Origin of the sequence: Arthrobacter oryzae, assembly GCF_003634095.1 — a bacterium.
In the GTDB taxonomy this organism is placed as follows: Bacteria; Actinomycetota; Actinomycetes; order Actinomycetales; family Micrococcaceae; genus Arthrobacter; species Arthrobacter oryzae.
In genome coordinates this window covers 575638-587215 of sequence record NZ_RBIR01000002.1, presented here as the reverse complement: position 1 = coordinate 587215, position 11578 = coordinate 575638, and the positions used below count along the sequence as shown (strand labels likewise).

11 protein-coding genes are annotated in these 11578 nt (G+C 67.8%); 8 read left to right on the top strand and 3 right to left on the bottom strand.

The genetic code is table 11. The features are described 5' to 3' along the window. Positions 1 to 6: 6 nt before the first annotated feature. From C8D78_RS07030 to C8D78_RS07020, 3 genes are all read right to left on the bottom strand, one after another. Complete coding sequence (locus C8D78_RS07030; protein ID WP_341867112.1) at positions 7 to 771, bottom strand: peptidoglycan-binding protein; 765 nt, start codon at positions 769 to 771, stop codon at positions 7 to 9. Positions 772 to 1449: 678 nt separating this feature from the next. Further along, positions 1450 to 3666: a S9 family peptidase gene (locus C8D78_RS07025; RefSeq protein ID WP_120951448.1), complete on the bottom strand. Its 2217-nt coding sequence runs from the start codon at positions 3664 to 3666 to the stop codon at positions 1450 to 1452. A gap of 27 nt (positions 3667 to 3693) precedes the next feature. Next, the gene (locus C8D78_RS07020) at positions 3694 to 4686 is read right to left on the bottom strand and encodes an LCP family protein (protein ID WP_244208285.1); all 993 of its coding nucleotides are present in this window, start codon (positions 4684 to 4686) and stop codon (positions 3694 to 3696) included. A gap of 390 nt (positions 4687 to 5076) precedes the next feature. On the opposite strand from C8D78_RS07020, the gene C8D78_RS07015 reads away from it, so the two are divergent. From C8D78_RS07015 to paaD, 8 genes are all read left to right on the top strand, one after another. Continuing rightward, positions 5077 to 5403, top strand: a complete 327-nt coding sequence (locus tag C8D78_RS07015) for a hypothetical protein (RefSeq protein WP_120951446.1) — start codon at positions 5077 to 5079, stop codon at positions 5401 to 5403. 263 nt (positions 5404 to 5666) lie between these two features. After that, positions 5667 to 5969 carry a DUF4193 domain-containing protein gene (locus C8D78_RS07010; protein ID WP_120951444.1) on the top strand — a complete coding sequence of 101 codons (303 nt, stop codon included), beginning with the start codon at positions 5667 to 5669 and terminating at the stop codon, positions 5967 to 5969. A gap of 147 nt (positions 5970 to 6116) precedes the next feature. Then, entirely contained in the window at positions 6117 to 6770 is a 654-nt protein-coding gene (locus C8D78_RS07005; protein WP_120951442.1) for a hypothetical protein, read from the top strand. A gap of 118 nt (positions 6771 to 6888) precedes the next feature. Then, complete coding sequence (locus C8D78_RS07000; RefSeq protein WP_208641893.1) at positions 6889 to 8451, top strand: CehA/McbA family metallohydrolase; 1563 nt, start codon at positions 6889 to 6891, stop codon at positions 8449 to 8451. Between the two features lie 274 nt (positions 8452 to 8725). Next, positions 8726 to 9757, top strand: a complete 1032-nt coding sequence (gene paaA / locus C8D78_RS06995) for a 1,2-phenylacetyl-CoA epoxidase subunit PaaA (RefSeq protein ID WP_120951440.1) — start codon at positions 8726 to 8728, stop codon at positions 9755 to 9757. Beyond that, positions 9754 to 10059: a 1,2-phenylacetyl-CoA epoxidase subunit PaaB gene (gene paaB / locus C8D78_RS06990; protein WP_028265291.1), complete on the top strand. Its 306-nt coding sequence runs from the start codon at positions 9754 to 9756 to the stop codon at positions 10057 to 10059. Before paaA ends, paaB begins: the two co-directional genes overlap by 4 nt. After that, positions 10056 to 10988, top strand: coding sequence for a 1,2-phenylacetyl-CoA epoxidase subunit PaaC (paaC, locus tag C8D78_RS06985; protein ID WP_120951439.1), 933 nt, complete (start codon positions 10056 to 10058; stop codon positions 10986 to 10988). The genes paaB and paaC overlap by 4 nt, the downstream gene beginning before the upstream one ends. Before the next feature lie 11 nt (positions 10989 to 10999). Then, a complete protein-coding gene (gene paaD, locus C8D78_RS06980; protein ID WP_120951437.1) occupies positions 11000 to 11572 on the top strand; it encodes a 1,2-phenylacetyl-CoA epoxidase subunit PaaD in 573 nt (190 codons plus the stop codon). Positions 11573 to 11578 lie beyond the last annotated feature (6 nt).

Sequence of the window (11578 nt, the reverse complement as noted above, 5' to 3'; positions counted from 1 at the left end):
TGGGTGCTACTGCTTCAGGGTGGACTGCTGGTCCGCCGAGGACGTGGCATCGCCGTGGATGTCCTGGTTGATGATGGCCTCCTGGTGGGCAACGGCGTACGCGTTGCTGTCGATCGATCCGATGTTCGCACCGACGGCCGCGTCGATAGGCGCGGCGACGTTGGCGTTGGCCGCAACGGCGCCGTTGATGGGCGCTGCGATGCCGGCATTGGCGTCCAGGTTCACGTTCACGTTCAGAAGGTTGCCGTTGAGGGCGCCAGCGGCGCCTGCGCCCGCTGCACCCAGATCCTGCGTGGTGCCCGTCGGCAGCACGCCACCGGGGACAACCCCGGAGTCGGTAGTGCCCGCCGGAACGGCCGCCGCAGGATCCGTCGTCGCCGGGCTGGCGGTGGCCGGGTCGGTCGGGGCCGGGTCCGTCGAGGCGGGAGCAGCGTCGGCAGCGCCCGTGCTCTGGTCAATGCCGCTGTCCTGCACGGAGTGCGCCGTGGCGTCGCCCGTAATGCCTTGGTTGATGAGCGTTCCCTGATCGGCCAGGGCCTGCGATTCGGAGCCGAACGAGAGGACGTTTGCGGACGCGGCGGCGTCAATCGGCGCGGCGACGTTCGCGTTGGCTGCGACGCCGAGGTCAATCGGTGCCGCAGCGCTGATGCCCAGGTTCAGGTCCGCGTTCAGGTCCAGGACCGACGCCACTTCCTTGTCCGGAAGGGCTGTGCCGCCCTGCGCCATCAGCTCATCGTCAGTCAACGGGGTCATTCCCTGCTCAACGCTCACAACCAACTCCATCTCCGGCACCCTGTGCCCGGTCAAAGCTCTGCGACGCCCCGCCCCCAGCGGACGGGTTCCACGTCGATGTGCCCATCATGCCAGTAAATAGTAAGCATGATGACCAATTAGGCAATAGGCGGCTTCGGGGGAGCCGGCCCGGGTGGCTCGGTCCGGGTCCAGCTCTGGTGACTCGGCCCGGGTTCAGCTCTGGTGACTCGGCCCGATCGGACGCGTTGCCACAGGGATTGCTCCCCGACGGTCCTCGTCGGCGTCCAAACGGGCGAACGGGCCGGACATGCGCGCCATCGCTGAATGGAATGCAGCACTCCCGCCCAGTTGCTTCTTCCCGGCCCACCTCCGGCCCACCCGGAAATCCCGGGAATCCAAGGGTTTCATGGGCCCGGGGTTGTCTCCGGCGGCCAGCAACTGGGATGGAGCGTCACCAACCTCGACGACGGGTTCCCGCGGGCAGCAACTGGGATGAAGCGTCACCACCCGGGCCCGCATGGCCCGCGACGGATTGAGCGACTGGGCGACGCTCCCGCCCAGTTGCTTCTTCCCGGCACATCTCCGGCCCACTCGGAAATCCTTGGAATCCAAGGGTTTCACGGGCCCGGGGGTTGTCTCAGGCGGGCAGCAACTGGGATGGAGCGTCGCCCAACCTCGACGACCCGTGCCGGCGGGTTACTTCAGCCCGGCGCCGGGCAGCAGCTCGGTGGCGCCGAGGGAGTCGGCCACGAATGCGTAGTCCCAGGCCCGTTCGCGCCACTGCACGTACCGGCCCGAGGCGCCGCCGTGGCCGCCTTCCATCTCGATCTTCATGACGATCGGCTCGCTGCCGGTGTTCACTTCGCGCAGCCGCTGCACCCATTTGGCGGGCTCCACGTAGAGCACCCGCGTGTCATTGAACGAGGTGACCGCGGCGATCTTCGGGTAGGCCACGGCGCGGACGTTCTCATAGGGCGTGTAGGACTTCATGTAGGCGTAGACGTCCGGGTCGGTGATCGGGTTTCCCCATTCCTCCCATTCCAGGGCCGAGAGCGGCAGCTCGGGGTCCAGGATGGTGGTCAGCGCGTCCACGAACGGAACGGCCGCCACAATCGCCGCGTATTTCTCCGGGGCAAGGTTGGCGACGGCGCCCATGAGCAGGCCGCCCGCGGAGCCGCCCATGGCGGCAATCCGGGCCGGGTCCACCCAGCCGGAGCCGGCGAACCAGTCCGTGGCCGCGATGAAGTCGGTGAAGGTGTTCTTCTTGTGCAGCTTCTTGCCGTCGTCGTACCAGTGCCGGCCCAGCTCGCCGCCGCCGCGAATGTGCGCGATCACGAACACGATGCCCCGGTCCAGCAGGGACAGCCGGGGAATGCCGAAACCCGGGTCCATGCTCATCTCGTAGGAGCCGTAGCCGTACACCAGACCGGCCGCCGTCGAATCCCGCCGGACGGACGCGTGCCGGAGGACGGAGAGCGGAATCCGGGTCCCGTCGGAGGCCACCGCCCACTCGCGGGTGGCGACGTAGTCCGACGCCGTGTAGCCGCCCAGCACGGGACTTTCCTTGCGCAGGAGGAGCTCGCCGGCCGGCAGCTCGGCGGTGGGGAGGACGAAGTCGTAGACCCGGGACGGGGTGAAGTAGGAGGTGTAGCCCATCCGGATCACGGGGGCCTCGTAGTCCGAGCCCGCGACGCCGGCCGTGTACAGCTCCTCGTCGAAGGCCGGCTCCACCGCGTCGCCCTGTTCCCGGGTGCCCAGGCCGGCCAGGGGGAGGACCTGGACCCGTTCGATGGTGTCCTTGCGGACGGAAACCACGGCATGGGTGGAGGTCACCCCTGCGCCGTTGACCCGGACCTGGTCGGAATGCGCGACGACGGTGCTCCAGTGTTGCCCGGCGAGCGGCTTCGCGAGCTCTGCCGGGTCCACGAGCGAGACCATGGAATTGATGGCGTCCTTGTTGTGGGTCAGCAGGATCCGCTCCTGGGCACGGCCCGAGGCGTCCGGCAGCAGGAACGGCTCGGCTTCATAGAGGATGCGCTCCTCGCGGGAGATCACGGTGTGCAACCCGGCGTCGGGGTCATCAAAGCGCAGCAGGCGGGTTTCGCTGAACTCGGAGCAGCCGATGCTCAGCACCAGGTGGCGCCGGTCGGCGGAGAGCTCAAAACCGAGCCACATGGCGACGTCGTCCTCCTGATAAATCACCTCGTCCTCGCTGACGGGCGTGCCGAGCACGTGGGACTTCACCTGGTAGGGCCGCCACGAATCGTCCACCACGGTGTAGAAGATTCGGCTGCCGTCGGGGGAGAAGGAGATGCCGTAAAAGACGTTCTCGATCACGTCAGGCAGCAGTTCGCCGGTGCGGAGGTCCTTGATGCGCAGCGTGAAACGCTCGTCGCCGGCGTTGTCCACGGCATAGGCGTAGAGGGTGCCGTCGATGGTCGTGGCGGCGCCGCCGACGGCGAAGAAGGGATGCCCTTCCGCCTCGAGGTTGCCATCGAGCAGGACCTCCTCGCCGGGAATCACGACGCCGGCCTCGACCGCCGGGGGAGTCCAGTCCGCCACGCGATCCCCGGTGTCCTGGCCGCGCACGCGGCAGTGGATGCCGTACTCCTTGCCCTCGACCGAGCGGGTGTAGTACCACCAGCCGTCCTTGCGGTTGGGGACGGACAGGTCCGTCTCCTGGGTGCGGCCCTTTATTTCCTGGAAGATGGCCTCGCGCAATGGCTCCTGGTGTGCGGTCACCGCCTCCTGGTAGGCGTTCTCCGCTTTGAGCAGGTCCACGACCTCCGCGGATTCCTTCTCGCGCAGCCATTCGTAGTTGTCCTGGAACGTGTCGCCGTGGTGGGTGCGGAGGGCGGGGATCTTCTTGGCGACGGGAGGCTGCGGGAGCGGCTGCGCGGGAGTCTGGGTCATGGACCCAATGTACCGAAGAGCGGCGCCTCAATTCCCGTTCTGCAGCTTGTTGGCCGCCACGTAGCCCGCGAGCTTTCCGGAACGCAGCGCGGCGGAGAGCGCGGCTGTCGCGGCAGGGTCCTGCAGGACAATCGACTGGCCGTCGAGGCTGGTCCCGGTGCCGGCGGTCGGAAGCGTGAAGAACACACCCCGTCCGGGGGCCGTCTTGCGGAGGCTGAAGGCGAGGTCCTCCAGCGACGTCACGCTGAAGCTTGCGTCCAAGGTCACGTGCGGCAGGACCGTTCGGACGAGCTTCCGCACGGTATCGCGGTTTTCCAGCCCGCCCTCGGCAGCCATCTTGGCCATCACGGCCTTCAGGAAAGTCTGCTGGTTCCGGACCCTCTGATAGTCGCCGTCAGCGAAGGCATGGCGCTCGCGGACAAAAGCCAGGGCCTGCCGCCCGTCGAGCCGGTTGACGCCCGCCGGGAAATGCACCTTGTCATCCACTGTGGCGGTGAACGGCTGTTTCACGAGGACGTCGACGCCGCCGAGCGCGTCTGTCATGGCCGCGAATCCTTGGAAATCCAGCATCACGGTGTGGTCGATGTGCGCACCCAGCAGCGCCTCCACCGTCAGGGTCATCAGGGGCAGGCCGCCCAGGGCCAGCGCCGAGTTGACCTTCGCCTCGCCATGGCCCGGGATCGCCACCCAAAGGTCGCGCATGATCGAAATGCCGTAGACACCCTGCCGGTCCGCGGGGAGGTGCAAAAACACGAGGGCATCCCCGCGCTGGTCGGAGGCGTTGCCGGCGGCCGCCGTCGCCCGCTCATTGACCCTGCTGTCGCTCCCGACCAGCAGGATGTTAAGGGCGACGGCGGGTGGTTCCGGCGTCGGGGTGGGGCTGGGCTTGGGGGCGGGTGGCGTCGAGGGCGCGGCGGCCGGGGTGGCGGCGGGGATCGGGACCTCGGCGGGGCCCGGGGCTGCGGGCCGGGTGAGGAGGAACGCCGCGGCCGAGCCGGCGATGGCAAGGACAAGCAGCACAGCCAGGAGCAGGATTGTCCGGCGGCGCCCGGTTCTGTGTGATGAGACCGGTGACGAGGGCGGTGATGAGACCGGCGACGAGGGCGGTGGCGCCGCGGAAGCCGCGGCTGCTGGCTCCGGAGCGTTCCCCATGAGCGGACGGTATCACCGCCGCCCGCTGCCGGTCACGGGCCCAAGGACCCCAAGTGCGGGCGCGGTGGCGGGCCCCGCGCCGACCACCTTTACAGTATGCCGGGCCCAGCAATCAACACCTTGGGCCGAACAAAGCGGCAGATAACGCGAGGTTTCCCGGATGTGAAGCCGAGTGTTGCCTGCGTCACACTCCCTGCCTAGGCTGGGGGCGGTCGCAGCGTCGCGGCCAAGCGGTACATGCACGAACAGGGGAATCGTTTGAACCACAAACTCCGGGTTCTTGTCAGGCTTGACCTCGATTGCGGGCAGGCGGAAGTGGCAGCGCAGGGACATGTGACGGCGAGAAGCCTCCAGGCCCTGTACGTGGTGGTGAAGAGGGCAAACCACCTGAAGGAAGGCCTCCACCTGGTGCTGGATGTCAGCCACGCCGTGGTGGAACCGGCGGCCCTCGAGCAGCTGCGGGAGTGCTCGGCCTCCCACCACCTGCCGGCAGCAATCGATCCGCTGCAGTCCGAATGCCAGCTCAGTATCGTGGCGCCCGCGGTTGATGCGCCGGCTCCCAGGATCCGGCGGCTCGCGGCCTAAGAATCCGGCCGCACGGGCGCCGGCGAAGGGCGATCATTGCCCGGAACATCGGGGGCGACCCCCACGGCGGAGGTCGATGGACAAGACCGGTGCCGGCATCGACGGCGGACTGATGGCCTTCGTCTCCTCCACAGTTTGAGCCAGATGGGTGCGGGGCGCCCGCGCAGTTGAGCGGCCGGGGAACGCCGGGGCCGTCGTGTACGTTGCAGTTCCGTCGGGCAAGAATCCGTCAGACAAGAACGCCAAAAAAGAAAAAGGACCCAGTGGCAACCGATTACGACGAAGTACGTTCCGACGTCAGGGAATCACAGGACCGCTCCCTGGAGGCCCTGCAGTCCGCCAACGCCCCGGATGCCCGCAGCGTCGTCAGCGAGCTGGACGAATCCGACGCGCTGGATGACGCCATGACCCCCGGCGGGGAGATCGTGGCCGAGGAACTGATCGTTCAGGTAATTCCCCAGGCCGCAGACGAGTTCACGTGTTACTCCTGTTTCCTGGTCCGGCACCGATCCCAGCTCGCTCGCGAAAAGGACGGCCATTCCTACTGCATCGAGTGCGCGGGGTAGCAGGCCGCTGCCAGGTGGCTGTCTGACCGGCGTGGCGCGGCCCGCCGGGACAGCCTGGCGGGATACAACGGTAGACGGGAGGCTCCGGCGTCCTCTCCTGTTGTCCGATCGGGCACCCGTTCCCAACCCGCCGTACACCTGAGGACCATGACTTTCTCCCGCTCGCGCGTCGCCCTGTTCACCACACTATTCGTCGTCGCCCTGGTGATCGCCGGGTTCCTCTACACGAGCTCTCGGAACTCCCACGCGGCGGGCCCCAACGCTGCGGCGTCCGCGGGCACGGCCGCTGGCGCGGGACTGGACGTGAAGTCGGTGCATTCCCCGGACAAGGTGGCCGTTGACGAGACCCTGGCGCCGGGCCAGTGCAAGGTCCGCATTATTGACGCCGCTGCCGGACTCTTCCTGCCGGATCCGGCCTGCACCCCGGGCGCGGTGGATCCGGCCGTCACGCAGAACAACCTGGCATCCACGATCTGCAAGTCCGGCTACACCACGACGGTCCGGGCGCCCGCCTCGGACACCAACAAGGCCAAAGTCCGGAGCCTGACGCAGTACGGCCAGACCCGTGCCGCCTCGACCGAATACGACCACCTGGTCTCGCTCCAGCTCGGCGGCACCAACGCTGTCTCCAACCTGTGGCCGGAACCGAACCGTGCGGGCGCCCCGGGGACCACCAACCCCAAAGACGCCGTCGAAACGAAATTGAACAGGGCCGTGTGCTCGCACAGGGTCACTCTCGCCGCGGCGCAGAAAGCGATCGCCCGCGACTGGGTCACCGCCGCGAAAAACCTCGGCCTCTAACCGCGACTCCCCGCAACACGGGCGCCCCGGGGCGGCCGTTTCAGTGCCCGAACTCTTTTCAGGTTGCGTTGGTCGGGGCGTTGTCTTCCGTTAATCCCGCTTCGTGACCATGGGGCCGGTGAGTTCACCATGCAAAGCCCATGCGGGCGACAATGTCCTTCCTTCCCCTTCGCGCCGCGGATTCCTGGCCGCCGCATTGACCGGCGCCGCGCTGACGCTGGCTCCGGTGCAGTTCGCGGCCGCCGACACCGGAACCAGTAGGACCAAAACGATCACCGGGCACCTGGAACCGGGGGCCGCGGACTTCGTCTACCTTCCCGTCGACGTGCCCGCCGGCGTCAACAGGATCAGCGTTACCTACAGCTACAGCAAGCCCGCGGTCGCTTCCGGGCTCCTGAGCAACGCGTGCGACATCGGCGTCTTCGACGAGAAGGGCACGGCCCTGGCCGGCAAGGGCTTCCGCGGCTGGTCCGGCGGCTTCCGCACGGAGTTCTTCATCAGCGCCGCCGAGGCCACACCGGGATACCTGCCCGGTCCGGTCGGCAAGGGCACCTGGAACATCGCGCTGGGGCCTTACCAGGTGGCCGCGCAGGGCATGGATTACACCGTTAGTGTCACTTTGGACTACGGGCCCGACGGCGCGGCCTTCCGCCCGCAGTATCCGCCCCAGCACGTTGCGGGCCGGGGCGCCGGCTGGTACCGCGGCGACGCCCACCTCCACACCGTGTATTCCGACGGCAAGCGCACGCCCGAGGAAGTTGCGGCCGGGGCCCGCGCCGCGCGCCTGGACTTCATGATCAGCACCGACCACAACACCCCGGCTTCGCATGGGGCGTGGGGTCCGCTGGCCGGCAACGACCTGCTCATTCTCACGGGCGAGGAAGTGACGACCCGGAACGGGCACTACCTCGCTCTCGGGATCGAGGCCGGAGAGTGGATCGACTGGCGCTACCGGGCCCGCGACAAGGGGTTCGCGCAGGAAGCGCAGCGGATCCACGCTTCGGGCGGGATCGTGGTTCCGGCTCACCCGTTCTGCCCGTACGTCGCCTGCCGCTGGAAGTTCGGGTACGACGACGCCGACGCCGTCGAGGTCTGGACGGGCCCGTGGACCGCCGACGACGAGTACGCCATCAACTCGTGGGATTCCATGCTGGTCCAGTCCGTGCGCACCGGCGGCCGCTGGCTTCCGGCGATGGGCAACAGCGATGCCCACAGCGCGCCGCAGGTCATCGGCTTCCCGCACAACGTGGTCAACGCCGCGGCACTGTCCCGGGACGCCCTGCTCGAGGGCATCCGCAACGGCCGGAGTTGGATTGCCGAATCGGCGGACGTCTCCCTGGACTTCAACGTCACGGCGGGCGGCCGGAGCGCTGGCGTCGGGGAGCGGCTCGACGCCGCGGCGGACGCCCGCGTCACGGTCACGGCAAAGGTTTCCGGAGTCCCAAACGGGGTGGTCCGGTTGATCACTGATGAAGGCCAGATCCAGCAAACCACGCTCCCGGCGACAGGCGAAGGCACCAGCACATGGGTGACCACACCGCAGCTCGCCGCCTACGTGCGGGTCGAGGTGCGCCACCCGATGACCGATGGCACCCCAAGCAACGGGACGGCCATGGGAACGGCGCTACTGCTGGGCCCGATGGCTGCGCTGACCAACCCGATTTTCCTCGGCGCTAAATAGCCGAACGACGACGGCCCCGCAGACCGGCCCCGCAGACCTGCGCCGCAGGTGTGCGGGGCCGCGGCGTCTGTCGGGGCCACCTCTGGCGGACAGCCGCGAGGAGCTGGGGGCGGGGATAGTTTTTCCTCCGCGGGATCTTCCGCCCGCAGGTGCAGGGTGTGTTCAGCGCTCCCGAGCTCCTGCCTGGAATCCCTGTCCTTGACGCATCTCGGGCCTTGCGCATATCCTGAACGAACGGTCGGTAATTATTTATCGGAAACGCATAGGAGCAACCATGGCATCGCAGACCCTGCAGTCAGTGCCCGCCGAGCCATCGCCGGCACGGCATGAACAGAGCCTCGAGGACGTGGCCCGGCGTGACGCCGAGGGCCAGGCATACTTTGACAAGGTCATGGCCGAGGATTCGCGGATCGAGCCGCGCGACTGGATGCCGGCGGCCTACCGCAAGACGCTCCTGCGCCAGATCTCGCAGCACGCGCACTCGGAGATCATCGGCATGCAGCCGGAGGCCAACTGGATCTCCCGCGCGCCGAGCCTCAAGCGCAAGGCCATCCTCATGGCCAAGGTCCAGGACGAGGCCGGCCACGGACTCTACCTGTACTCCGCCGCCGAGACCCTCGGCCAGCCCCGGGATCAGATGATGCAGGACCTGATGGACGGCAAGGCCAAGTACTCCTCCATCTTCAACTACCCGGCCCGGACCTGGGCGGACATGGGCGCGATCGGCTGGATGGTCGACGGCGCCGCGATCGCCAACCAGGTGCCGCTGTGCCGTGCCTCCTTCGGCCCCTACGGGCGGGCCATGGTCCGGGTGTGCAAGGAAGAATCCTTCCACCAGCGCCAGGGCTTCGAGATCCTGCTGGAACTCTCCCACGGCACGCCCGAGCAGAAGCAGATGGCCCAGGAGGCCGTGAACCGCTGGTACGCCCCGGCCCTGATGATGTTCGGGCCGCCGGATGATGACTCACCCAACTCCAAGCAGTCGATGGCCTGGAACATCAAGCGCTTCAGCAACGACGAGCTCCGCAACCGGTTCGTCGGCATGATGATGGAGCAGGTCAAGGTCCTCGAGCTGACGCTGCCGGACAAGGACATCCGCTTCAACGAGGAAACGAAGAAGTGGGAGCACGGCCCGCTGGACTGGGATGAGTTCCACGAGGTCCTCGCCGGCCGCGGCCCCTGCAACGCCCAGCGCCTGGAACGGCGCCGCGAGGCACATTTGGAAGGCGCCTGGGTGCGCGAAGCCGCCGCCGCGTACGCGGAAAAGCAGGCAAAGAAGCAAGCAGAGAAGGTATCCGTCGCATGACAACCCCCGAACCCCACGCAGGCAACGTCTGGCCCATCTGGGAAGTCTTCGTCCGCTCCAGCCGCGGCCTCTCCCACGTCCATGCCGGGTCGCTGCACGCCCCCGACGCGGCGATGGCCCTGCGCAACGCCCGCGACCTCTACACCCGCCGCAACGAGGGCGTGTCCATCTGGGTTGTCCCCGCGGACGCCATCGCCTCCAGCGATCCGGACTCGAAGGGCTCATTCTTTGAATCCCCCCAGGGCAAGGACTACCGCCACGCGACGTACTACACCAAGAGCGAGGGCGTGAAGCACCTGTGAGCACCCCCCAAACAGCCACCCAGACCAACGACGCGCACGACGGCGGCCACGGGGACATCTCCGTCGGTCTGTCCGGTGCCGGAGCCAGCGGCGACGGCGCCGCCAGCGCCACCCGCATCACGCCGGGCAACGCGCTGCGCCCGGAGGACATCGCACTGGCCGTCAGCCGCGGCACCGCCAAGCCCAGCGCGGACGTCGCCGAGCTCGCCCTGCGCCTGGGCGACGACGCCCTGATCCTGGCCCAGCGCCTGGGCCACTGGATCTCCCGCGCACCCGAACTTGAAGAGGACATCGCGCTCGGCAACATCGCGCTGGACCAGTTGGGCCACGCCCGGTCCTTCCTCAGCTACGCCGGCGGACTGGACGGTCGGAGCGAGGACGATCTCGCCTACTTCCGCCGCGAGCCGGAGTTCCGTTCGGTCCAGATCTTCGAGCAGCCCAACGGCGACTTCGCGCACACGATCGCCCGGCAATTCGTGGTGAGCTACTACCAGTTCGAGCTCTACCGCCGGCTGGCCCAGTCCACGGACGCCACCCTGGCCGGGATCGCCGCCAAGGCTGTCAAGGAAGTGGACTACCACCGTGACCACAGCGCCCAGTGGGTTTTGCGCCTCGCCCTCGGAACAGATGAGTCCCGCCAGCGCATGATCCACGCGTTCAAGACCGTCTGGCCGTACGTGGACGAGCTCTTCCGCGATGACGAGCTCACCGGCCGCCTCAGCGAAACCGCCGCCGCGCCGCAGCCCTCAAGCCTGCGAGCTGACTTTGACCGGCTCACCGGTGAAATCCTGGCCGAGGCGGAGCTTCAAGTCCCCAACGTGCAGCCTGCACCCGGCGGGGGCCGGCGCGGCCTGCATTCCGAACACCTCGGTTATATCCTCGCCGAAATGCAGGTGCTCGCCCGCGAGTACCCCGGAGCCAGCTGGTAGCCACCATGGAAATGTTCGTGTCCGACCCGGAAACCGCCGAGCGCCGCACGGCCGCCCGTGGGAACACCGCCCAGGAGAAAGCCTGGGCGGTGGCTGCCACCGTCTGCGACCCCGAAATCCCGGTCCTCACCATTGCCGATCTCGGCATCCTGCGCGACGTCCAGGTTTCGAAGGAACCCAGCACTGACGACGGCGGGATGGTTCCCGCCGTCCAGGTCACTATCACCCCGACCTACTCCGGATGCCCCGCCATGGACGCCATCCGGGATGACCTCACCGCGGCCTTCCACAGTGCCGGGTACCCGAGCGTCCGGGTGGACCTCGTGCTCTCCCCGGCCTGGACTACCGACTGGATGAGCGAGGCCGGCAAGGCCAAGCTGGCACAGTACGGCATCGCACCGCCCAGCGGCCGGAGTGCTGCCGGCGGACATTCCGGACCCGTCAGGCTCTCACTTGCCGTCAAATGCCCGCAGTGTTCATCGCTGAACACCAAGGAACTCACCCGCTTCGGCTCCACGTCCTGCAAGGCGCTTTACGTCTGCCAGGACTGCAAGGAACCGTTCGACTACTTCAAAGTTTTGTAAGGAAGC

What these genes read in the sequence shown, in the direction of transcription:
- C8D78_RS07025 (WP_120951448.1), bottom strand. Translation starts at nt 3,666, where the DNA reads ATGACCCAGACTCCCGCGCAGCCGCTCCCGCAGCCTCCCGTCGCCAAG.
- C8D78_RS07005 (WP_120951442.1), top strand. Translation starts at nt 6,117, where the DNA reads ATGACTTTCTCCCGCTCGCGCGTCGCCCTGTTCACCACACTATTCGTC.
- paaA (WP_120951440.1), top strand. Translation starts at nt 8,726, where the DNA reads ATGGCATCGCAGACCCTGCAGTCAGTGCCCGCCGAGCCATCGCCGGCA.
- paaB (WP_028265291.1), top strand. Translation starts at nt 9,754, where the DNA reads ATGACAACCCCCGAACCCCACGCAGGCAACGTCTGGCCCATCTGGGAA.
- paaD (WP_120951437.1), top strand. Translation starts at nt 11,000, where the DNA reads ATGTTCGTGTCCGACCCGGAAACCGCCGAGCGCCGCACGGCCGCCCGT.